At 66.9% G+C, this 21,428-nt stretch carries 17 protein-coding genes and 3 pseudogenes; 7 read left to right on the top strand and 13 right to left on the bottom strand.

Annotation, left to right across the window (positions count from 1 at the left end):
• Positions 1-21: 21 nt before the first annotated feature.
• Entirely contained in the window at positions 22-2,334 is a 2,313-nt protein-coding gene (locus B1A87_RS13890; RefSeq protein ID WP_078028594.1) for an FdhF/YdeP family oxidoreductase, read from the bottom strand.
• A 167-nt stretch (positions 2,335-2,501) separates the two neighbouring features.
• Here B1A87_RS13890 and B1A87_RS13885 point away from each other — a divergent pair.
• Together B1A87_RS13885 and B1A87_RS13880 are read left to right on the top strand one after the other, a co-directional pair.
• Positions 2,502-4,413 (top strand): annotated as a pseudogene (locus B1A87_RS13885) (gamma-glutamyltransferase family protein).
• Between the two features lie 107 nt (positions 4,414-4,520).
• Entirely contained in the window at positions 4,521-4,841 is a 321-nt protein-coding gene (locus tag B1A87_RS13880) for a hypothetical protein (RefSeq protein WP_078028596.1), read from the top strand.
• A 125-nt stretch (positions 4,842-4,966) separates the two neighbouring features.
• Here the strand turns inward: B1A87_RS13880 and B1A87_RS25065 are convergent, their stop codons facing one another.
• The 6 genes and pseudogenes from B1A87_RS25065 to B1A87_RS13860 form a co-directional block, all read right to left on the bottom strand.
• Complete coding sequence (locus tag B1A87_RS25065; protein ID WP_395940274.1) at positions 4,967-5,398, bottom strand: HNH endonuclease signature motif containing protein; 432 nt, start codon at positions 5,396-5,398, stop codon at positions 4,967-4,969.
• An 80-nt stretch (positions 5,399-5,478) separates the two neighbouring features.
• Positions 5,479-5,808 (bottom strand): annotated as a pseudogene (locus B1A87_RS25060) (HNH endonuclease); the annotation flags it as partial.
• A gap of 203 nt (positions 5,809-6,011) precedes the next feature.
• Positions 6,012-6,446, bottom strand: a pseudogene (locus B1A87_RS25055) (DUF222 domain-containing protein); the annotation flags it as partial.
• Positions 6,447-7,107: 661 nt separating this feature from the next.
• Entirely contained in the window at positions 7,108-7,521 is a 414-nt protein-coding gene (locus B1A87_RS13870; protein ID WP_078029031.1) for a DUF1622 domain-containing protein, read from the bottom strand.
• 107 nt (positions 7,522-7,628) lie between these two features.
• The gene (locus tag B1A87_RS13865; protein WP_078029032.1) at positions 7,629-8,489 is read right to left on the bottom strand and encodes an SDR family oxidoreductase; all 861 of its coding nucleotides are present in this window, start codon (positions 8,487-8,489) and stop codon (positions 7,629-7,631) included.
• A gap of 5 nt (positions 8,490-8,494) precedes the next feature.
• On the bottom strand, positions 8,495-9,418 hold the full coding sequence (locus tag B1A87_RS13860) for an MSMEG_6728 family protein (RefSeq protein WP_078029033.1): 924 nt from the start codon (positions 9,416-9,418) through the stop codon (positions 8,495-8,497).
• Positions 9,419-9,696: 278 nt separating this feature from the next.
• Here B1A87_RS13860 and B1A87_RS13855 point away from each other — a divergent pair, with 278 nt between their 5' ends.
• Positions 9,697-10,224: a hypothetical protein gene (locus B1A87_RS13855; protein WP_139362872.1), complete on the top strand. Its 528-nt coding sequence runs from the start codon at positions 9,697-9,699 to the stop codon at positions 10,222-10,224.
• 239 nt (positions 10,225-10,463) lie between these two features.
• Here the strand turns inward: B1A87_RS13855 and B1A87_RS13850 are convergent, their stop codons facing one another.
• Together B1A87_RS13850 and B1A87_RS13845 are read right to left on the bottom strand one after the other, a co-directional pair.
• Positions 10,464-11,153: a transglycosylase family protein gene (locus B1A87_RS13850; protein WP_078029035.1), complete on the bottom strand. Its 690-nt coding sequence runs from the start codon at positions 11,151-11,153 to the stop codon at positions 10,464-10,466.
• Between the two features lie 311 nt (positions 11,154-11,464).
• Positions 11,465-14,224: an excinuclease ABC subunit UvrA gene (locus B1A87_RS13845; protein ID WP_078029036.1), complete on the bottom strand. Its 2,760-nt coding sequence runs from the start codon at positions 14,222-14,224 to the stop codon at positions 11,465-11,467.
• A 96-nt stretch (positions 14,225-14,320) separates the two neighbouring features.
• Here B1A87_RS13845 and B1A87_RS13840 point away from each other — a divergent pair, with 96 nt between their 5' ends.
• Positions 14,321-15,325: an adenosine deaminase gene (locus tag B1A87_RS13840; protein ID WP_395940273.1), complete on the top strand. Its 1,005-nt coding sequence runs from the start codon at positions 14,321-14,323 to the stop codon at positions 15,323-15,325.
• Here B1A87_RS13840 and B1A87_RS13835 read toward each other — a convergent pair.
• The 3 genes from B1A87_RS13835 to B1A87_RS23080 form a co-directional block, all read right to left on the bottom strand.
• Positions 15,317-15,958, bottom strand: a complete 642-nt coding sequence (locus tag B1A87_RS13835) for a hypothetical protein (RefSeq protein WP_078029037.1) — start codon at positions 15,956-15,958, stop codon at positions 15,317-15,319. The two genes, B1A87_RS13840 and B1A87_RS13835, sit on opposite strands and share 9 nt — an antisense overlap.
• A 105-nt stretch (positions 15,959-16,063) precedes the next feature.
• Positions 16,064-16,531 (bottom strand): CPBP family intramembrane glutamic endopeptidase, encoded by a 468-nt coding sequence (locus tag B1A87_RS23085; protein ID WP_185982335.1) that lies wholly within the window; start codon positions 16,529-16,531, stop codon positions 16,064-16,066.
• A 2-nt stretch (positions 16,532-16,533) separates the two neighbouring features.
• On the bottom strand, positions 16,534-16,881 hold the full coding sequence (locus B1A87_RS23080; RefSeq protein ID WP_185982334.1) for a hypothetical protein: 348 nt from the start codon (positions 16,879-16,881) through the stop codon (positions 16,534-16,536).
• 226 nt (positions 16,882-17,107) lie between these two features.
• On the opposite strand from B1A87_RS23080, the gene B1A87_RS13825 reads away from it, so the two are divergent.
• Together B1A87_RS13825 and B1A87_RS13820 are read left to right on the top strand one after the other, a co-directional pair.
• Positions 17,108-19,405: an FdhF/YdeP family oxidoreductase gene (locus B1A87_RS13825; RefSeq protein WP_078029039.1), complete on the top strand. Its 2,298-nt coding sequence runs from the start codon at positions 17,108-17,110 to the stop codon at positions 19,403-19,405.
• Between the two features lie 297 nt (positions 19,406-19,702).
• Positions 19,703-19,978 carry a DUF2630 family protein gene (locus tag B1A87_RS13820; protein WP_078029040.1) on the top strand — a complete coding sequence of 92 codons (276 nt, stop codon included), beginning with the start codon at positions 19,703-19,705 and terminating at the stop codon, positions 19,976-19,978.
• A 33-nt stretch (positions 19,979-20,011) separates the two neighbouring features.
• On the opposite strand, the gene B1A87_RS13815 is transcribed toward B1A87_RS13820, so the two are convergent.
• The gene (locus B1A87_RS13815) at positions 20,012-20,302 is read right to left on the bottom strand and encodes a hypothetical protein (protein ID WP_078029041.1); all 291 of its coding nucleotides are present in this window, start codon (positions 20,300-20,302) and stop codon (positions 20,012-20,014) included.
• 257 nt (positions 20,303-20,559) lie between these two features.
• Between B1A87_RS13815 and B1A87_RS13810 the strand changes: the two genes are divergently transcribed.
• The gene (locus B1A87_RS13810; protein ID WP_078029042.1) at positions 20,560-21,408 is read left to right on the top strand and encodes a glycosidase; all 849 of its coding nucleotides are present in this window, start codon (positions 20,560-20,562) and stop codon (positions 21,406-21,408) included.
• The last annotated feature ends 20 nt before the right edge of the window (positions 21,409-21,428 follow it).

Below are 21,428 nucleotides of genomic sequence, written 5' to 3'. Positions count from 1 at the left end.
GTTGAGGTCTGTGTGTTGAGGTCAGCTCAGTTGCCGGACCTGCTCCTCATGCGGAAGGAACCGCACCGTCATGGCCTTGTAGCCGGGGGTGTTCGACTCGCGGGCCACGAGCTCGCGGTGGACCAGGGCGTTCGCCTCCGGGAAATAGGCCGCTGCGCACCCGCGGGGAGTGGGGTAGAACACCAGCCGGAACTTGTCCGCCCGGCGCTCCTGGCCCTGGAAGGTGCTGACGACGTCAACAAGATCGCGGTCCTGGAAGCCGAGCTCGGCGGCGTCGTCCTTGTTGATGAGGACGACCCGGCGGCCGTTGGAAATGCCGCGGTAGCGGTCGTCCTGGCCGTAGAACGTGGTGTTGTACTGGTCGTGGCTGCGGACGGTCTGGAGGATCAGGTGCCCTTCGGGGGCCTTCAGGTATTCCAGCGGGCTGACGGTAAACCGCGCCTGGCCGATGTCGGTGGCGAAGCTGCGGGTGTCCCGCGGCGGGTTCGGCAGGATGAAGCCGTTCTTCGTCCTGAGCCGCTTGTTGAAGTCCTCGAAGCCCGGGAGTACGCGGGAGATGTGGTCGCGGATCACGTCGTAGTCATCCGCCATCGCCTTCCAGTCCACGGCATGGTCCGGGCCCAGCGTGGCTGCGGCCATGCGGGCCACAATCACGGGTTCGGCCAGCAGGTGCTCGGACACGGGGGTCAGCCGGCCTTGGGTGGAGTGCACGCAGGACATCGAATCCTCGACCGAGAGGATCTGGCGGCCGCCGGGATGCTTGTCGTCGGTGTCGGTCCGGCCGAGCGTCGGCAGGATGAGCGAGGTCTGGCCGTGCATCACGTGCGAACGGTTGGGCTTCGTGGAAATGTGGACCGTCAGCCCGACGCGCTTCATCGAGGCTTCCAGGACTTCGGTGTCCGAGCACGCCAGCGCGAAGTTGCCGCCCATCGAAACGAAGACGTCGACGTCGTCGTTCTCGAAAGCCTCAACAGTCTCCACGGAATCCAGGCCGTGCTCGCGCGGCGAAACGATCCCGAATTCCTGGTCGAGGGCGGCGAGGAGCCATTCCTTGGGCTTCTCCCAGATGCCCATGGTGCGGTCGCCCTGGACGTTGGAGTGGCCGCGGACGGGGCAGGCGCCCGCGCCGGGCTTGCCGAAGTTCCCCTGCAGCAGCAGGAGGTTGATGATCTCCTTGATCGTGTCCACCGAGTGCGGCTGCTGGGTGAGGCCCAGGGCCCAGCAGATGATGGTGGCCTTGGACTTGACCAGCATCTGGGCAATCGTGGAAATCTGCAGCCGGGACAGCCCGGTGGCAATTTCGATTTCCGCCCAGTCCAAATCCTTGCGGGCTGCGCGGTAGGCGTCGAAGCCCTCGGTGTTGGCCGTGACGAACTCGTGGTCGACGACGGAGCCAGGGACACGCTCCTCCTCTTCAAGCAGGAGGTGCCCGAGCGCCTGGAACAGGGCAAGGTCGCCGCCCACCTTGATGGGCAGGAACTCGTCGGCCAGGGACGAACCGTTGCCAATGACGCCGGAGATCGACTGCGGGTCCTTGAAATTGAAGAGGCCGGCTTCCGGCAGCGGGTTCACGGCCACGATCTTGCCGCCGTTGCTCTTGCAGTCAGCAAGCGCGGAAAGCATCCTCGGGTGGTTGGTTCCGGGGTTCTGCCCGACAACGAAAATCAGTTCGGCGTTGTGGATGTCTTCCAGGGACACGGTCCCCTTGCCGATCCCGATGGTCGGGTTCAGGGCGCTGCCCGAGGATTCGTGGCACATGTTGGAGCAGTCCGGCAGGTTGTTGGTGCCGATGGAACGGGCGAACAGCTGGTACATGAACGCTGTTTCGTTGGCGGTCCGGCCGGAGGTGTAGAAGACCGTGCGCTCCGGGGTGGTGGCGCGAACATGCTCGCCGATCAGGTCGAAGGCTTCCTGCCACGCGATGGGGGAGTAGTGGGTGTCACCGGGGCGGATCACCATCGGATGGGTGATGCGCCCTTGGTTTCCGAGCCAGTACTCCGTTTTGGTGGCCAGTTCCGCGATGGAATGCTCCGCCCAGAACTCCGGGGTCACGGTGCGGAGTGTGTTTTCCTCCGCGACGGCCTTGGCGCCGTTCTCGCAGAACTCCGCCGGCTTCCGGGTTCCTTGCGACTCCGGCCAGGCACAGCCCGGACAGTCCGTGCCGTCGCGTTGGTTCAGGCGCAGCAGGGACTGCATAGTCCGCGTCACGCCCGCCTGGGCGATCCCGCGTTCGAGGGCGACTTCGACCGCCTTTAGCCCGGCGGCTGATTTCTTGGGTTTTCCGACCAGCAGGTCATCTTCATTGATGTCATCGACAGGAGCTCCGCGTTTCATTAGTTCATCCTGACCGGTAGCCGACGCGAAATCGAGCTTATGGGGTGAATTTGGACTCGAAAGCCTTGCCATAACGGTCAACGGCTGAATTGTTACCGAGTTTCCCGTCAGACTCTCCCCTGCGCGGGGTCCCGGGCTGTGCGGGAGGGCGTGGCTACAGTAGCCCCATGAGTTTCACGCGGCCGGACCAATTCACCACCCGTCCCACCCTGCGGGGAACGTTCGGCATGGCTGCCTCCACGCACTGGCTTGCCACGGCTACCGCCCAGGCCGTGCTGGAGCGGGGCGGCAATGCTTTCGACGCCGCCACCGCGGCCGCGTTCGTCCTGCACGTCGTGGAGCCGCACCTCAACGGGCCGGGCGGTGACATGACCGGAGTGTTCAGCACAGCGGCGGAACCGGGAAAACCCGTCATCCTGATGGGGCAGGGCCCGGCGCCTGCCGGCGCCACTGTTCAGCACTTCCTGGACGAAGGACTGGACTTGGTTCCCGGCTCCGGTGCGCTTGCCGCTGCAGTACCCGGCGCCGTCGACGCCTGGCTTTTGCTGTTGCGGGACCACGGGTCGTGGGAACTGGCGGAAGTGTTGGACTTCGCGATCAGGTATGCGCGGGACGGGCACCCGGTGCTGGCGCGGGTAGGGAGCACCATTGCCGCGGTGGCCGGGCTGTTCCGGGAGCACTGGCCCACGTCCGCTGAGTTGTGGATGCCCGGCGGACGGATTCCGGAGGAGGGCGAATTGATCCGGAATCCGGCCCACGCCCGAACCCTGCAGAAGCTGGTGCAGGCGGGGGCCGGCCTCGGCGAGGCTGTCACGACTGCGTCGCACACGCGTGAAGCGCGCATTGACGCAGCTCGGCGGGAGTGGAGTGAGGGATTCGTTGCGCGCGCCGTGGCCAAGGCGGTGCAGGCACCGCACCGCCACTCGTCGGGGACGGACCACCGCGGCGTCCTGGCCATGGCGGACCTGGCCGGATTCCGCGCGTCCTATGAAGACGCGGCCACGCTGGAATTCCGCGGCCACACCATCGCCAAGACGGGGCCGTGGGGGCAGGGGCCGGCCCTGTTGCAGACGCTGGCCATACTGAACGGTTTCGACGACGACCGCCTCGACCCTTCCACGGAACTCGGCGCGCACACCATCCTTGAGGCGCAGAAGCTGGCGCTCGCTGACCGCGAGGCCTACTACGGCGACACGGACGTTCCGCTGGACTACCTGCTGTCGTACGAATACGCCGCTTCGCGCCGCGAGCTGATCACGGACAACGCCTCCCACGACTTCCGCCCTGGCAGCGTGCCCGGCCGGGAGCCGTTCATGCCCGCGCTGCGCACCGAGTACGTGCCGCGGGCGCTCGCGGGTGACGACGGCGGTCCCCGCGCCGACGGCGTAGATGTGTATAAGAGACAGCCTTACCGGCGGTGCCGGCGTTGGTTTCGCCGGCGTTGGCGAGCCGACGCTCGGCGAACCCACCGTGGAGGCGACGGGGGAGACTCGCGGCGATACGTGCCACATCGACGTCGTGGACCGCTGGGGCAACATGGTCTCGGCCACTCCGTCCGGCGGCTGGCTCCAGTCCTCGCCTGCCATACCGGAGCTGGGCTTTTGCCTCGGGACCAGGCTGCAGATGACATGGCTCGAAGAGGGGACGCCGTCCACTCTCACGCCGGGCAAGCGGCCCCGGACCACGCTGACGCCAACACTGGTGCTGCGCGACGGCGTTGCCGTGACTGCCCTTGGCTCACCGGGCGGAGACCAGCAGGATCAATGGCAGCTCCTGTATCTGCTCCGGACGATCGTTGGCGGATATTCGCCGCAGCAGGCGATCGACGCCCCAGCGTTCCATACGACGTCGATGCCCGGCTCGTTCTGGCCCCGCACGTGGGAGCCGGGTGGCGCCGTCGTCGAGGACCGGCTGGGCGACGACGTGATAGCGGGCCTCGAGCGCAGGGGGCACAGAATCACGCGGGCGGGTGACTGGGCGCTGGGCCGGCTCTCTGCCGTCGGCCGTGATCCGGCAACGGGCGTGCTCCAGGCCGCCGCCAATCCGCGCGGGGCTCAGGGATACGCGGCAGGGAGATAGCGGCCGGGAGATAAACGCGTGCAGGTGGACGCTGGCTCGAGCGATTCATCTGCCTCGCAGGCGCGGCGGGGTTTCGGCCATGGGGGCCGTTCTGCAAGGGTGGCAGCATGACTTATTTCTTGGAATACACGGTCCCCACTGCGCCCGACAACGCCGAATTCGAGTTTCCGCACGATGAAATCCAGACCGGGACTACCATCCCGCTGTCGGAAATGGACGCTGAAATAGTCCACACGCCCGAACTGCCGGCCCGCACGGGCATTATTGGGGCCACGGTTTCTGAGGCGAAGCTTGAAGCCGAACAGCTGATCCTGCACAGCCGCGCCACGGAGGCGACTTTGTATGAGGATCCCTCCAACTCCCTGCAGGCCGGCGTCGGAAACGTTGTGGCCACATTCGCGGAAGGCAGCGGCTGGCAGGACGCCTAGGGCGTCGCACTGAATTCAGACGATGAGTTGACGCGGTGAACTGCCCCCGCGAATTGAGAAGCTACTGCAGCGCCCGGACGCCCTGAACGGGACCGGGCGCTGCGTTGATTAGTGCGCGGACTCTGTCACCCGAACCGGCCTTCGCGGGCCCCACGGCTCCCGCGACTTGGTCTGGGAGTTCCAGCATTATTCAGGCACTCCCCAGCGCGATCATTTAGGCACTTCCCGGCGTGCGGGTGGCTTCTTCGCGTCGCGCCCTCACATCTCGGCTTCCCCGTGTCCGATTGCCTGGGCAGAGGGTTTCCCAGCTTGCGTTCCCCGGTGGGTTTAGTTGTGGTGTTGGTGGTTGCGGCGGGGTGTTTGTTTGGGGTCGATGTGGGGTGGGGGGGGGGGATGAACCAGGGGATGCCGGTTTGCATGTGGATGGTCCATTGTTCCTTGTGGATGAGGTGGTGGTGGTGGGTGCAGAGGAGTGTGCCGTTGTCGGTGTTGGTGGGTCCGCCGTGTGACCAGTAGGTGGTGTGGTGGGCTTCGCACCAGGGGCGGGGATGGTGCAGTTGGGGAAGGTGCAGCCTTGGTCGCGGGCGGTGATGGCTTTGCGGATGTGGGGCGGGAAGATGCGGGTGGTGCGGCCGATGTCGAGGATGCGGCCTTCGCTGCCGAGGAGGATGGGGATGATGTCGGCGTCGCAGGCGATTTTGCGGATGGTGGCGGGGGTGACGGGCCCGGTGTAGGTGAACGTTCCGGTCCCGGTCGCGGTGCCGGGTGGCCCGCCCGCGGGGGTGTTGTAGCGGGGTCCGTTGGTGGCGGTGGTCTCGAGGCGGTTGAGGAGGTCCTGGTAGCTGATGGTGACCATGACCTGGGGCCGGAGGCCGCCGGTGGCGGGCAGGGTTGCGGTGGCGAGGGCGGTTTTGCAGGCGCCGATGAGGCCGTCGAGGAGTTGTTGGGGCCGGGTGCGGCGTTCCAGGTGGGCGGTGTCGGCGGCGGCCTCGGCTGCGGCGCCGAATCCCGGCCCGGCGTGGGCTGCCGCCGTCGAAGTGTTCGTGCTCGCGTCGCTGTTTCCTGCCGCGCCGCTTGTGCTGTCTGTGCCGGTTCCGGGGCCGGTGGTGGGTGGGGTGCGGGGTTGGTGGCGGTGTTCATGACGGTGAGGAGGTGTTCGTATTGGTCGGCGGTGGCGAAGATTTCGAGGTGGTGGAGTCCGCGGCGGGGGCGGCGGAGGAAGGTGCCTTGGCGGTGGCGGAGGTCTTCTTCGCTGGGTTCGGTGCCGTCCTGGTCGATGGCGTCGGTCCAGCGCTGGGTGATGCGGGTGAGGAAGTCCTGGTCGTTGGTGGTCGCGGTGCGGGTCAGGACGTGTTCCATCCGGGCGAGGTCCTCGGGTGCGGCGATGTGGCGGACGCGGTCCAGGGCGGTGGTGATGATGGTGCCGGCGCGGGAGGCGATGGTGCCGGTGGCGAGGGCGGCGGCGGTTTCTTCGCAGGCCGGGGGCAGGGGCTGGCCGGTGATGCCGGTGCGGGGGAGGACGGCGGAGGCCAGGGCGAGCCGGCGGCGGGCTTCCCCGCCCCGATCCGCAGCCGGACCCGCAGGAACTCCGCGGTGTTCCGGCACCCGTCATCGGCCGGCGACACCGCCGGGACAGAGCCAGCGGAGTTTGTGGCGGCGGAGCCGGAAGGTGAAGTGGGAACGGCAACAGAGTCTGGAGAAGCGGCCGCGGCCGCGCCGCCGGCACCAGCGGCTTCGCCGTCGTCAGCCTCGTCGTGGCCCCAGCCGGTGGTCCAGCCGGCGGCTTTGCTTGCGGGTCCGGCGGGGTTGATCGCTTCGGTGCGGGTCCGGTCCACGGCCCCCGCACTGAGTACCTGCAGGTATTCGGCCCGGCGGGCGATCTCCTCGGCGAGCCCGGCGAAATCCGCGGCCTCCGCGAAACCGGCCAGGGCCAGCTCGTCCGGCGCGGACTCGACAGCGGCTTCCAGAACCGCCAGGCACAGTTGCAGGCGGTCGCTTGCCGCGCCAAAACCGGCGGCACCAAAGCCGGCGGCAGCACCGCCGTCGGACGCCACGCAATCCGTGCGGAAGGCAGAAGCAGGAACGCTGCGCAGCCGGCGGCCCCGCAGCAGGGCAACCGCGCCAAGGCCCGGCGTGACCGCCCGCCCCGCGGCGTGACCCGCTGCGCATTCCCCAATGGCTTCCATAGGGAAACTCTCCCAGAGGGGTCAGACAATTAAGCCGCGCCGGGGAAGTCAGGCGGAAAGCATGCCCGTCGCGGGCCGGGCTACGTCTCGGAAACCGCGGATTCCCGCTGCCGTGATCCGCCTGACCCGCCCGCGGCCGGCTCCTTCTGCCAGGGCCACCGGCCGGTGATCTCCAGCTCCAGCGAGAAGCTCAGGAAAGTACGGATCAGCACGATGATTGCCAGCACGCCCACGCTTTCAAACGTCGGCGTGACGGCCACGGTGCGGATGATGTCGGCCGCCACGAGCAGCTCCAGCCCCAGCAGAATGGAGCGCCCCAGCAGTTGGCGGTACGACCGGTAAACTGACATTCGCGCGGCATCCGCAGGCAAACGCCTCGGCTGGTAGCCGCGCAGCGCCATGGGGATCGAGACCAAGGCGCCGATCACCATCACCGCCACGCCCGCGAAGTCCATGAACCTGCCGATTGATTCAATGATGTGCTGAAAATCCATCACGCCCCCATACTTCCGGTCTAAGTTTTGTTCCGCTCTGGCTGAATCAGGCGGGTTGAATCAGACTGCCTGAACCTGCCTGAAGCAGGTCCAGAGGCAGCGAACGCCTAAGGATGCCGTACCCCAACGCCCGCCAGAATGTCCCGATACCCTTCGCGGAATGTGGGGTATTTGAACGAATATCCTGTGCCGCGGAGCAACGCGTTGCTGCAGCGTTTGTTGCCGCCGCGTGCGTCGCCAGCATTGCCCGACGGCGGGGCGTCCAGTCCCAGCTCCGAGGCCAGGAAGCGGAGGACGTCGCCCAGTTCGGCGGGATCGTCGTCGACTCCTACATACACGGGTGCCGGTTCCTCCGCCATCGTGCACAAATGCACGATCGCGGCAGCGGCGTCGTCGCGGTGAATGCGGTTGGTGTACCTCGGGTCGTCGGGGAGGACTGCTGTCCCGTCTCGGACCTGGTCAATGAGACGCGTGCGGCCAGGCCCGTAGATGCCGCCCAGACGGAGTATCACGGGTGCCGTCAGCGTCCCGCGCAAACGGTTCGCCAGCAGTTCCTCCGCCTCGCAGAGGATGCGGCCGGAGAATCCGCCGGGTGCCGGCGTCGTGCTCTCATCCACCCAGCCTCCGCCGGCGTCGCCGTACACCGCGGTGGAGGAGACGAAGAGGATGCGGCGTGGCGTCACGCCGTCGCGCTCAAGTACGTCCAGCACATGCGACAACCCGTCGACATAGGCGGCCCGGTAGGCCGCCTCGGTAGGGGAATTGGCAGCAATAGCGACGACGACGGCGGCCGTGTCCGCCGGGACCGGCGGCAGTTCAGCGGTGCTCAGGTCAGTCGCGGCGCCTTCGATTGCGGCCGGGAGTTTCTCCGGCGAACGCCGCCATCCCACGACTCGATGTCCTGCCGCGGCGAACCGCAGCCCCGCCTCGGTGCCAAGGTCGCCGCAGCCGGCGAGGAGTATGGTCATCCGGCTTAGGGGGCCGGGACCGGGAAGAAGACTCGGGGATCCTGCAGCAGGGCCGGGTAGTCGAACGCTGAGCGGTCCACAACATCGGTGACTTTGAAGTTTCGGCCGAAGCGGCCGTCGTCGAGCGTGATGGGCCGTCCCAGTACTATCCCGAGGGCGAACTTGTTGCCGTTTTCTAGCGGGATAGCCAGGGGCGACTTGCCCGGCAGGGTTGAGAAGGCCGCTTCCTGGCGCTGCCGCTTCCGCGACGGCTTCTTGACGAGCTTGCGCGGGAGCTTGCGTGCGACCTTGGCCGGCCGGCGCGATCCCGAGTCGGCGTATACGAACTGGTAGTCGTCGTCGGAGTCCCCGCCGGAAGCCTTGCCGGCGGTCTGGGCCGCACGGCCCACGGCGGGCAGGGCGACCTTGTCGAGCTGCTCGGGGTCGATGTTGCCCACGTGTTCGCGCAGAATCCATAGGACATCGCCCTCGGGATCCTGGGGCAGGAATTCATGGTGCGGCTCGGGCCAGACGTACTCGAGGTCCGCCTCGGTGTCCGGGAACACCTCGGAGTAGAAACGCGGGTCCTTGCGGACGAGGTTGGAGCGGTGGCTCAGGTGAAGCTCGGGATCCCCGAGCCACGGCGGCATGGGAATTTTGGCGGCGTAGTCCGGGTGGCCGGCCTGCGGGGCGAACTCGCGGATGTTAGCCCTGGTGGTGTCATCGAATCCGCGTTTGGTCCATTCGTCCACCATGGCCAGCCCGTACATGGTGAGCGCCGGAACATAGCCCATCCACATCCGGATCGCGGGGTGGGACTGCCAGCCGTACTCCGGGATCACCAGCGCACGGAGTGTCTGCAGCGCCTCCACGCGCTGCTTGCCGAGCCTGGCAGGGTCCAGCGCGGCGGCACTTTGCTGGAAATCGGAGTACGGGAGAAAGGTTTGCATCTCTTCAGTCTGACGCCCCGCGCCCGATGTGCCAATTGCGGTGTCCGGGGCCACATGCAGTCCTGCGGGCCGGCTGCCATGCAGGGCCCGCAGTGTTCACATAGTGGACCGATGCATACAGCGCTGCGCCTCAACCACTAAGATAGCCGAAACCTCCCCCAGCGTCCGGAAGCCCTCACATGACTCTTACCTCGCCAGCTCCTCTGTCAGCCGCGTCTTCAGAGCCTAAATCACACGCGTCACAGGAGCCTCAGCTGTTCGTTCCCAAGTACGGCCGGATGCTCGGCCCCGACGCGAACGGCATCCTTGTTCTCGACGAGTTTACGCTGGATCCTGCGGCCGCCCGCAAGGAGCAGCACCGCTTCCGCACGGCTCTTGCCTCGGTCGCATTGACCGTGCGCCGCCTGGTTGCCCTCCGTGTTGTGATCGCCATCGTGGCCATCGCCAATCTGCCGCTGTTCCTGATGTCCACCGGTTGGTGGATTTACGCCGTGTCGCTGTCCCTGGTGATCGGAGTGCACTTCGCCGTGAACTGGCTGAACCGCCACGAGCCGCGCGTGAAGCAGCGCCACGAACTTGAACTGCACCGGCACCGCGAACGCAGCGCCAACTACCGCAAGGTGCGCGACGCCGTGAAGTTCGTCATCGACACCCCCTCGCGCATGAACGAGCACCTCTACCTCGAACTGCTGCACGCGAAGCGCGTTGCCCTGCACATCACCTCCGGCACCGTCGCACTCCTGGATACCAGTGACGACGCCGCTTGGAAGGTCCGCATCGTCCGCGAGCTTCCCACCGCGGCGTAAGGCCAAACTCCACAGCAGACGACGACGCCGGGCGTCCCCGCAAGAGGGGGCCGCCCGGCGTCGTACTGCTTTAAGCGCTGTATTAAGGTGGTCGCCGGCGTGTCAGGTGCCGGCGTTGCGAAGCGCGTGATCAGCGAGCCTTCGGCATTAAACAAACGGCGCCGGGCGTCCCCCGTAAGAGGGGACGCCCGGCGTCGTGGTCACAGCCAGAGTGGCTGCCGGCAGCTAAGCCTAAATAGTTAGGCAGGCAGCTGCAGAACCTGGCCGACGAACACCAGGTCAGGATCGGTGATGCTGTCAGCGTTGGCGTCGGCAAGGTGCTGCCATCCGCCCTGGACGCCGAGCTTGTCGGCGATCTTGCTGAGCGTGTCGCCGTTCTGCACGGTGTAGGTCTCGCCGCTCACGGGCACTGTGGCCGCGTGCCTGGCCTGGGCCGGAGCCTCGGTGACAACCGGTGCTTGGGCCACGGGAGCGGTCTGAACCGGCGCCGTCTGAACGGGTGCTGCCTGGACAGGTGCTGGCTGGACAGGGACGCTCTGGGGCTGGATCTGCGGGGCGGCTGCGGTAGCTCCGCCGCTCAGGCCGAGCTTCGCGGCACAGGCGGGCCATGCGCCCCAGCCCTGACCGGCCTGGACCTTCTGGGCTACGGCGATCTGCTGGGCGCCTGAGGCGCTTTCAGGGGATCCCGTACCGCCATAGGCAGCCCAAGTCTGAGGGGTGAACTGGAGGCCTCCGGAGAAGCCGTTGCCGGTGTTGGTGGCCCAGTTGCCGCCACTTTCACACTGGGCGAGGGCGTCCCACGTGGAGGCGCTGGTGGCCGTGGGCGCTGCTGCGTTTGCTGCCGTGGCGGACAGGGCCAGGCCTGCAGCGGAAACGGCGGCCAGAGTGACTCCGCGGCGCGCGGCAGTACTGAAAGTTGATTTCTTCATGGTCGGGATGCTCCTGAGGCCACCCGCGCTCGGTCCGTCCCCGGACGTTGTCGCGCTACCGCCCGCCCCTGACAAATAGAGGTCATTACGGTGTCTGCCGGCCGGGCAGTAACTGGTGGAGGCAGCACCGGGCATTCTTGTCCCGCGCGGCGCGGGCATGTATTCCACGCTAAAGCAGTCCTGCTCCGTTATCAAATCGAGATCAATTTTCACGGTCAAATCAAATTGGACACCGAGATCGTGTCACCGCGGCGGGCGGCAGACGCCTCGGCGCCGAAGTGGACGCCGCGCTTGGGAATTCCAGGCCCGCCTCACGACGCCAGGGCCGCAGCCAGATAGGGTGCCGTCCGGCTGTCCGGTGAAAGTGCGACGGCGGCTGCCGTCCCGGCGGCTACGATCTCGCCGCCGGCGTCGCCACCGGCAGGTCCGAGGTCAATGACCCAGTCCGCGGCCGCCACCACATCCATTTCGTGTTCCACGACGATGACGGTGTTGCCGGCGTCGACGAGGCGGTTGAGCTGTGCCATGAGGAGTTGGACGTCCGCCGGATGCAGGCCGGTGGTGGGCTCATCGAGGAGGTAAAGCGTGTGGCCGCGTCGGGCCCGCTGGAGTTCCGTGGCCAGCTTGATGCGCTGGGCCTCGCCGCCGGACAGTTCGGTGGCCGGCTGGCCAAGGCGGAGGTACCCCAGGCCCACCTCGAGGAGGGTCTGAAGGCTGCGGGCCGCCGCCGGGACATCGGCGAGGAATCCGGTTGCGGCGCCGACGGTCATGCCCAGGACCTCGGCTACGTTCTTGCCGCGGTACGTAACGTCGAGTGTTTCCGGGTTGTAGCGCGAACCGCCGCACTCAGGGCAGGGCCCGTAGCTTCCGGGCAGGAACAGCAGTTCCACGGCCACGAAGCCCTCACCCTGGCAGGTATCGCACCGGCCGCCAGCCACGTTGAAGGAGAAGCGCCCTGCGCCGAAGCCCCTGGCCTTGGCTGCGTCCGTGGCGGCGAATTCCTTGCGGACCGCATCGAAGAGCCCGGTGTATGTGGCGAGGTTGGATCGCGGCGTGCGGCCGATCGGTTTCTGGTCCACCTTCACCAGCCGGTCCACCTGCTCCAGGCCGGACACGGGTCCCACCGTCATCGGCGCGCTGAGCCCACCGGCGTCCGCGGATTGAGCCGTGTCCAAGGGATCCGCTGAGTCCGCCCCTTGTGCCGTGTCCGCAGGGTCCGCCGAGTCGGCGCCGCCGCCGTCGGATGCCGGGTGCAGCAAGGAGCCCACGACCTCTGCAAGCACCTGGCTGACCAGCGTTGACTTGCCGGAGCCGGAGACGCCTGTGACGGCGGTGAGGACGCCCAGGGGGAAGTTGGCGTCAAGCTCCCGCAGATTGTGCCGGCTGATGTCGCGCAGCTCCAGCCAGCCCCCGGGTTCCCGCCGTACATCGTCAGCAGTGGGACCGCCGCGGGCGCCGCCGCCGCGCGCGCCAGTGTCGTCCGAACCGGCGTCGTCCGAATCCGCAGCGCGGGCGCCGCCGTCGTTCTTCTTTGCATTGGAACGCTTTGCAGCGGAACCCTTCGAATCGGCGGACCCCTTGGAACCAGCAGAACCGTCGGCGCCGCTGGGAAAAAGGAACGGCCGGGTCAGGGAGGCCTCCACCTCGGCGAGGCCAGCCACGGGGCCGCTGTAGAGCACCTCGCCGCCGCCTTCACCGGCGCGGGGACCGACGTCGACGATCCAGTCCGCATGGCGCACGATGTCCATGTTGTGCTCCACCACGAACACAGAGTTGCCGGAGGACTTGAGCTGGTCCAGGACGGCGAGGAGGGGCTCGGCGTCGGCCGGGTGCAGCCCTGCAGACGGCTCGTCCAGCACGTAGATCACGCCGAAGAGTCCGGAGCGCAGCTGGGTGGCGATCCGGAGGCGCTGCATTTCGCCGGGGGAGAGCGTGGGCGTGGAGCGGCCCAGGGCCAGGTAGCCCAGCCCGAGCTCCAGCAGCACGTTGACCCGGTGCAAGAGGTCGCGGGTGATGGCCACCGCCACCTCATTGCTTTCGCCCGAGGCCTGCTTGCGCGAGGCGGTTCCGGCGTCCGTGAGCTCGGCGGTGGGACGGATGATGTCCGCCAGTTCGGCCATTGGAACGGCGTTGAGGCCGGCGATGGTGTGGCCCGCGAACGTCACAGCAAGGGCCTCCGGCGTGAGGCCCGTGCCGCCGCAGCGCGGGCAGGGCCCGGTCTCCATGAACCTCAGTACGCGCTCGCGCATCGTGCTGCTTTTGGAATCGGCCAGGGTATGGAGGACATAGCTTTTGGCGCTCCAGAACCGGCCCTTGTAGGGCTTGGCCACGCGGTCGCGCTGGGGCGTCACCTCCACCACGGGCTGTTCCTCGGTGAAGAGGATCCAGTCGCGCTGCTTCTTGGGAAGCTTCCGCCACGGGGTGTCCACGTCATAGCCGAGATGGCTCAGGATGTCCCGCAGGTTCTTGCCCTGCCACGCACCCGGCCACGCCGCGATGGCACCGTCGCGGATGCTCAGCGAGGTGTCGGGGACCAGCGATGCCTCACTGACGGTGTGCGCAATCCCGAGCCCATGGCATTCGGGGCAGGCGCCCGCGGCGGTGTTGGGGGAGAACGCGTCGGAGTCCAACGGGGCCGCGCCGGAGGGATAGGTGCCGGCTCGGGAATATAGCATGCGGAGCGAGTTTGAGAGGGTGGTCACCGTGCCCACGGTGGAACGCGAGCTCGGTGAGCCACGGCGCTGCTGGAGGGCGACGGCGGGCGGCAGCCCGGTGATCATTTCCACCTTGGGGTTGTGCCCCTGCTGGATGAGCCGCCGGGCGTAGGGCGCCACGGACTCGAAGTATCGCCGCTGGGCCTCGGCGTAGATGGTGCCGAACGCCAACGAGGACTTGCCTGAGCCGGAGACGCCGGTGAAGGCGACGATTGCGTCGCGGGGGACGTCCACGTCCACGCTACGCAGGTTGTTCTCGCGGGCACCCCGGACGCGGACAAAGCCGTCAGTGTGATGGTCGGGTGCCAGCGCGGTTGTCAGCTCGGGCAGATAGTCAGCAGGCTGTTCACTTCGCATCTATTCGACTCTAGCGGTGATGTCTGTGCCGGGGTCTATTCTTGCGGTGTGGATACTTACGACGGCGCCGCCGAACCGAATGATCAGACCGCACTTCTGAACGAACCGGTGGCTGTGGCGGCACCGCCGATCCTGCCCGTGGCGGAACTGCACCTGCACATTGAGGGGACGTTGGAGCCCGAACTGATCCTTGCGCTCGCGGAGCGGAACGGAATCGAGCTGCCGTATTCGGGACTGGACGATCTGCGGGCGCGGTACGAGTTCACGGACCTGCAGTCGTTCCTGGACCTGTACTACGCCAACATGGCCGTGCTGCGGACCGAGGCGGACTTCGCGGACATGACCCGGGCCTACCTCACGCGTGCCGCGGCCGCCGGAGTGCGGCACGCGGAGATCATGATGGATCCGCAGGCGCACCTCTCCCGCGGAGTCTCGCTGGAAACCTGCGTCAACGGGGTGGCCTCGGTGCTGGCCACGTCCCAGGAGGAATTCGGGATTTCCACGCTGCTGATCGCCGCCTTCCTGCGCGATCTGTCCGAAGAATCCGCACTGGAGGTTCTTGAGGCGCTGCTTGCCATGAATGCGCCGATCGTCGGCATCGGACTGGATTCTGCCGAGGTGGGCAATCCGCCGGCCAAGTTCGAGCGGCTGTTTGCCCGGGCCGGCGAAGCAGGCCTGCGCAAGATCGCCCACGCCGGCGAGGAGGGCCCGCCGTCGTACATTATTGAGGCCCTGGACGTGCTGGGCGTGGAGCGGATTGACCACGGCATCCGGTGCATGGAGGATCCCGACCTGGTGGAGCGGCTGGTGGCCGACCGCGTGCCGTTGACCGTGTGCCCGCTGTCCAACGTGCGGCTCCGGGCCGTGGAGATGCTGGCCGAACATCCGCTTCCCGCGATGCTGGCGGCCGGGCTCAACGTGAGTGTCCATTCGGATGATCCGGCGTACTTCGGCGGCTACGTGGATGACAACTTCGCCCAGCTGGAATCGGTGATGGCGCTGTCCGAATTCGACCGCGTCCGCCTCGCCGCGAACTCGATCGGGTCCTCCTTTGCCACGGACGAGCGCAAGGCGGAGCTGCTGGCCGAGCTCTCAGGCTAAGCCGGGCGGGCCTTCAGCCTGAGCCGGGCGTTCGGGCGGCGCCGCCGTCCTGCCTCCGGTGCGGACGATCCACCAGCCCAGGGCGGCCATGGCCAGGCCGATCGGGATGCCGTACGGCGGCAGGCCCGCGTTGTAGCCCAGGAATCCGGCCACGATGAATGCCACGCCCGCCCACGCGGGGAACATGCGCGCCCGCCAGCCTGTAATGCCGAAGACGATCCAGCCGAGGGCAAACAGCACGTAGCTGGACAGGCCGCCGATCGCCAGCATGCCGGAGCCCCCGGCGAGGACGGCGCCGGGCGCGACGTCCACGATCCACGGTGCGGCGAATCCGTCGAACCACATGTTGCCCGCCATGTCCAAGGTGCCCACAAGCGCGAAGCAGAAGCCGGCGGCGCCGAGCCTGCCGGTGCGGCCGGCGGTGCGGAAGTACACGCAGACGAGGGCGAGGACGAGCCCGATGAACACCACCCAGTACAGGGCGTTCGTCACCTGGAACGGTGCCTGTCGCATCATCTCGATCCGGTCGAGGCTGCGGTCGGCAGTGAGCAGGCGTGCGAGGTCCGTGGCGGCAAAGACGAGGCCCGCCACTAGGGCGATCGGTCCGGCGGCCGAGGCGAGCGGTGAGGACATCTTCTGCTCCTGGGGATCGGTGGTGAGGCTGAGCGCGGGGGTGCTGTGCTGTCTGGCGCGGTGCCGGCCGGTGCTGTCCGGGGGGCTCTGCCGCGGGCAGTCGGTTTACATCGGACGCATCCTGAGGGAAAAACGCCCGACGGCGGTGGCTGAGCGGGGTGCCTTGCGCCAGGCCCCGCGGTCGAGCAGCACGGTGGCAAGAACGGCCAGGAGGACCATGACGAAGTAGATCAGTTCGGCGCGGCCGGCGTCCGCGCCGGTGAAGCCGAAGGAACCCACCGTGAACGTGCCTTGGCTGTTGTGGAACACAAGGCTCAGCAGGACGCTGCCACCGGTGCGGTTGAACAGCCACACGTACAAGGAGGTGATGGCGAACGTCGTCGGCAGCCCGATCAGGCTCAGCCCCTGGAAGAGGACCAGCGGCAGGTGCCACAGCGTTACCAGCAGGCCAAGAATTGCCGCGGACAGCAGCGGCGGGCGGGTGGCCTGGAGCAGCCGAAGCGCATAGCCGCGGAAGCCGGGTTCTTCGCCCAGCGGCCCGTCCATCGGGTTGACCAAACGGATCGCAAGCACCGTCAGCAGCTCCAGGTCAGGCGCGCAAGGCCCGGCGCGGAAGCGCCGAGGGCCATGGTGACGAACCCCGTCGCCAGCACCAGCACGGCCGGAAGCAGGAGGGCCACGGCGTACCAGATCCAGCCCACGCGCCAGCGGATGAGCCGGCGGCCCCATGCCCCGAACCCGGTTTTGCCTTCGGCAAGGGCGACCACGATGACTGCGGCAGCCAGCGGGCCTATCGGCAGGAACTCCATCCTGGGCACCAGCCCCGCCGCGTAGGCCGGCCACGAGGACCACGAAATCGCATAGGCAAGGACGAAGAAGGCCAGCAGCCTGTGGCGCTTCAGCCAAGCATTGGAACGGCGCATGACGGCTCCAAACGATCGTTGTTTGGTGGCCCAATTGTCCGCCCTGCCCGCGCCGGGGCGCCAGAGGGAGCGGGTCTCGGGGCCGCCGAACGGCCCTGTTGAACGCGCACAAGGAATGCTTGCAGCGGCCTGGCATACCTGCTACGCCTGAGAAAGGGGGAACACGAAGGCGAGTTCCCGGCCGCAGCCGCAGGAACCCGCACGGGCGAGCCAAGGAGGGTGCAGCATGCCGCGCAAGAACCCGCGTGTGGATGAGGCTAACGGCAAAGACCTTGAGGTAGGCAAGCCGAAGGAATGGGCCGCGGGCTTGCCTGGCGTGTATCACTCGATGGGGCCGGCAATCCAGCAGATGGGCGTGGGCAGGACCGGAAAAACGCTGCTGGCGATGAACCAGAAGGACGGCTTTGACTGCATGAGCTGCGCGTGGCCCGATCCCGGCGACCGCAAGACGTTCGAGTTCTGCGAACAGGGCGCCAAAGCCGTGACGTGGGAGGCCACGCCGCTGGTCATTGCCTCCGACTTTTGGGCTGAGCACCCGGTCAGCGAACTGCGCCAGCAGCCTGAGTACTGGCTCGGAATGCAGGGGCGCCTGACGGAGCCCGTTTACAAGCCGGCGGGGGAGGACCACTACCGTCCGGTCAGCTGGGAAGAGGCCTTCGGGATCGTGGGCGGCAAACTCAACAGCCTTTCCAGCCCGGACCAGGCCGCTTTCTACACCAGCGGCCGGACGTCCAACGAGGCCGCGTTCCTGTACCAGCTGTTCGTGCGGGCCTACGGAACCAACAACCTGCCGGACTGCTCCAACATGTGCCACGAGTCTTCGGGCTGGGCCATGGGCCAGACCATCGGCATCGGCAAGGCCACCATCTCCTACGACGACTTCGCCAAGTCCCAGCTGATCATCATCATGGGGCAGAACCCGGGCAGCAACCACCCGCGCATGCTCACCGCCCTGGAGGAAGCGAAGAAGGCCGGCTGTGAGATTGTCGGCGTCAATCCGCTGCCGGAAGCCGGGCTCATTCGCTACAAGAACCCGCAGAAGGTCAGTGGAATCGTTGGCCGCGGCACGGAACTCGCGGACCAGTATCTGCAGATCCGGGTGGGAGGGGACATGGCACTGTTGCAGGCCCTTTCCAAGCGCGTCCTCGAGGCCGAAGCGAAGAATCCGGGAACCGCGCTGGACTGCCAGTTCCTCGCGGAACACTGCCTGGGGCTGGAGGAACTCAAAGCGCACCTTGCGGTACTGGATGAGGACACCGTCGTCCAAGCCACGGGACTGCGCAGCGACGAGATTGACGAGCTGGCCGCCCGGTATTTGAAGGCCGAAAGGGTCATCATCACGTGGGCCATGGGCATCACGCAGCACAAGAAGGGCGTCGCCACCATCAAGGAAATCATCAACCTGCTGCTGCTCCGGGGCAACATGGGCAAGCCGGGCGCCGGTGCCTCGCCCATCCGCGGGCACAGCAACGTCCAGGGCGACCGCACCATGGGCATCTGGGAGAAGATGCCGCCCGCGTTCCTCGACCGCCTCGGCAAGGAGTTCCATTTCGATCCGCCACGCGAACCCGGCGCGGACGCCGTCGATACGATTCGGAGAATGCGCGACGGCGACATCAAGGTATTTGTGGCGCTGGGAGGCAACCTCGTCTCAGCAATTTCGGACACGCATGCCGCTGAAACAGCGATGGAGAACACGGACCTCACCGTCCAGATTTCTACGAAGCTCAACCGCTCGCACACCGTGACCGGCAAGGCCGCGCTCATTCTGCCCACAATGGGACGCACCGAGATCGACATGCAGGCGTCCGGCCCTCAGTTCGTCTCCGTGGAGGACACCGTTTCTGCTGTGCATGCCTCCGAAGGCCGGGTGAGGCCCGTCGCACCGAACCTGCTGTCCGAGGTGGCCATCGTGTGCCGCCTTGCCCGCGAGACTGTGGACGGCAAGACGAGCGCGGACTGGTCCGGATTCGAGAAGAACTATGACCTGATCCGCGAGCACATCTCGCACGTCGTGGCGGGCTGCGAGGACTACAACGACCGGATCAGGCAGGAAGGCGGGTTTGTCCTGCCGAACGGACCAAGGGACTCGCGCACCTTCAACACTCCCACCGGCAAGGCCATGCTAACGGGCAACCGACTGGAGCAGGTGGAGCGCCCACCCGGGACCCTGATCCTGCAGTCGGTCCGGTCGCACGACCAGTTCAACACCACCATCTACGCCAACAGCGACCGGTACCGGGGGATCAAGAAGGGCCGAAACGTCGTCTTCGTCAGCCCTGAGGACATTGCTGAGCTCGGGCTCAGCGACGGCCAGTTCGTGGATCTCCACGGGGTGTACGGGGACAACGTGGAGCGAGTGCTGCGCAAGATGCGAGTGGTGTCCTACCCCACGGCCAGCGGGTGCGCGGCCACCTACTACCCCGAATCCAATGTGCTGGTTCCGCTGGACAGCGTCGCGGAGGGGAGCAACACACCTGCGTCGAAGGCGGTCATCGTGCGGTTGGAGCCCAGTACCGCGTGAGGGGCAGGGCGCGCCGGCCCGAGGTACGTCGGCCTCGGGCATTTCTGCACCGCTGTGGCTGCACTGCGCGGCCGCCGGACCCGTGTTTCCGGGGGCCAGCAAAGGTGGGCCAGCCCAAAGTGGTGCAGAAATGCGTGGGCCGGGCCTTAGACACGGCTTGGGTCTGTCCAGCCCGGACCGCCACGGCCGCACGGCGTGCTCTGCCGGGCCCTTTCGCCGGTCGTCCCACATGGCTAGGCTGGCAATCCCAGACCGGCGGCCGTTGCGGCAGCCTGCACAACCCGAGGAGTGACGGCGATGAACAACCAGGAGATTCTGCAGCAAATCCAGGCGCTGGTTGAGGAAGAGCATCGGCTCCGCGACTCGACGTCATCGGGTGCGCCAAACGGGTCGGCGGCAGGTGAGGCCGAGGCGGAGCCGGGGGAGCGACTGGCCCGGCTTCGGCAAGTGGAGGAAGCCCTGGACCAGTGCTGGGATCTGTTGCGGCAGCGCCGGGCCAAGGCCAAAGCGGGCGAAGATCCCAACGAGGCCGACGCCCGCCCGGTCAGCGAGGTCGAAGGCTACCGGCAGTAGGCCCCATGGCGCGGGCTGAAGCCGGAGAGCGGCCTACTGCTCCGCACCGCCGTGCAGCCCGTCATCGCTGCTGTCTCCTGAAGCCACATCGCCGGTGTCGTCGGACAGGTCCATGTTCCCGCGCGCTTCGTCCATGGTGGGGCCGCCGGTGGGAACGCTGTAGGTCTGGGGCCGGATGCCGTGCGACTGCTCCTCGATCAACGCCTGTTCCTCGCTAAAACGGATCACGTTCGCCTCATCGCCGGCGTCGCCCGGAAGGTCTTCGCGGATCTCCGAAGGGTTTGGGCTGACAAAGTCGTCTTCATTCGAGCTGTGTTCGGTCACTTGTTCGTTCCTTCCATGCGGTGGCTTACATGGTCAGCCTACTTTCCATTTCAGGGCACCGGGAAGGATGGCCTCCGGTCCCAAAACGATGCCGCCTAGGACGCCCCTGACCCCTAAAAATCCGAGACTTCAGACTCAGTTCGGGTGTAATCCTCGTCATAGTCGGTCACGACACACACTGTTTACCGTTTCAAGTCGCCAGATTTACCGTCTACTTGGCAAACTACTGGGGGAACAATCGCTCTATAAGGGGAACCATGCGCAAGACCGCCGCAGAAAACACCAACTTCCGGCTTAAGGCCGTGCTGGACGTTCTGGCAGAGGGGGTGCTGTCTGGTGATCCCCAGAATGCCGGCACCGTCCTGGCTGAAGCACTCGTCCGGGTTCCGTTGAACGCCTACGAAGCTGAGCTGCTCAGCGGGGGCATTCCCCGGGGCCACAAATCGCTCACCACCGCAACGGCCAAGTTGGTCAAGGCCGGCTGGCTCGTCAAGGGCCGCTCCGGCTGGACCATCACCGAAGACGGACTGCGCGCCACTGTCGCGTTCGCGGATGCTGAGGCTTTCTCCGCAGCGCTCGACGCCGGAACTCCGGTTCCGGCCGGCACGCCCCTTCCGGTGGCCGCACCTGTCAAGCCCGCAGCCAAGAAGGCGCCCGCGAAGGCTACGAAGTCTGAGAAGGCACCTTCCAAGGCCGCAAAGGTTGTGGACAAGGCTGCCCAGCTGATCGAGGACGCCGTGGCTCCCGTTGCCAAGGCAGTGCGTGGCAAGAAAGCCGCCGCCGCCGAAACGTCCGTTGAAGCGGTTGACCAGCCGGAGGCCGTGGCGGTTGCCGGTGACTTCAACACGCTGCTTGGTGCTCCGGAAAACTGGGCCCCGCAGTACGACGAAGCGCAGATGCAGCTGGACGTCCTGGACCAGCTGTGGAAGCTTTCGGCTGACATCCCGGCCGGGTACTACACCTTCAAGATCGCGCTGAACCGTTCGTGGGAAGAGAACTACGGCGCGTTCGGCGCATTCGATGGTGCCAACCACGAACTGCACCACGACGGCGGCCAGCTCACCATCCGCTACGACCACCGCACCCGGGACATCACCGTCAACTGATTCCCGCTGAGGAAACACGC

This window comes from Arthrobacter sp. KBS0703, from assembly GCF_002008315.2.
Lineage (GTDB): Bacteria > Actinomycetota > Actinomycetes > Actinomycetales > Micrococcaceae > Arthrobacter.
This window is presented reverse-complemented; position numbering and strand designations above follow the sequence as displayed.

Excerpts from the sequence above, each read along its gene's own strand:
- B1A87_RS13835 (WP_078029037.1), bottom strand. The coding sequence starts at position 15,958 with ATGTCCTCACCGCTCGCCTCGGCCGCCGGACCGATCGCCCTAGTGGCG.
- B1A87_RS13845 (WP_078029036.1), bottom strand. The coding sequence starts at position 14,224 with ATGCGAAGTGAACAGCCTGCTGACTATCTGCCCGAGCTGACAACCGCG.
- B1A87_RS13820 (WP_078029040.1), top strand. The coding sequence starts at position 19,703 with ATGAACAACCAGGAGATTCTGCAGCAAATCCAGGCGCTGGTTGAGGAA.
- B1A87_RS13855 (WP_139362872.1), top strand. The coding sequence starts at position 9,697 with ATGCTCGGCCCCGACGCGAACGGCATCCTTGTTCTCGACGAGTTTACG.
- B1A87_RS13890 (WP_078028594.1), bottom strand. The coding sequence starts at position 2,334 with ATGAAACGCGGAGCTCCTGTCGATGACATCAATGAAGATGACCTGCTG.
- B1A87_RS13880 (WP_078028596.1), top strand. The coding sequence starts at position 4,521 with ATGACTTATTTCTTGGAATACACGGTCCCCACTGCGCCCGACAACGCC.
- B1A87_RS23080 (WP_185982334.1), bottom strand. The coding sequence starts at position 16,881 with ATGCGCCGTTCCAATGCTTGGCTGAAGCGCCACAGGCTGCTGGCCTTC.
- B1A87_RS13865 (WP_078029032.1), bottom strand. The coding sequence starts at position 8,489 with ATGACCATACTCCTCGCCGGCTGCGGCGACCTTGGCACCGAGGCGGGG.
- B1A87_RS13825 (WP_078029039.1), top strand. The coding sequence starts at position 17,108 with ATGCCGCGCAAGAACCCGCGTGTGGATGAGGCTAACGGCAAAGACCTT.
- B1A87_RS13810 (WP_078029042.1), top strand. The coding sequence starts at position 20,560 with ATGCGCAAGACCGCCGCAGAAAACACCAACTTCCGGCTTAAGGCCGTG.
- B1A87_RS13870 (WP_078029031.1), bottom strand. The coding sequence starts at position 7,521 with ATGGATTTTCAGCACATCATTGAATCAATCGGCAGGTTCATGGACTTC.
- B1A87_RS13860 (WP_078029033.1), bottom strand. The coding sequence starts at position 9,418 with ATGCAAACCTTTCTCCCGTACTCCGATTTCCAGCAAAGTGCCGCCGCG.
- B1A87_RS13850 (WP_078029035.1), bottom strand. The coding sequence starts at position 11,153 with ATGAAGAAATCAACTTTCAGTACTGCCGCGCGCCGCGGAGTCACTCTG.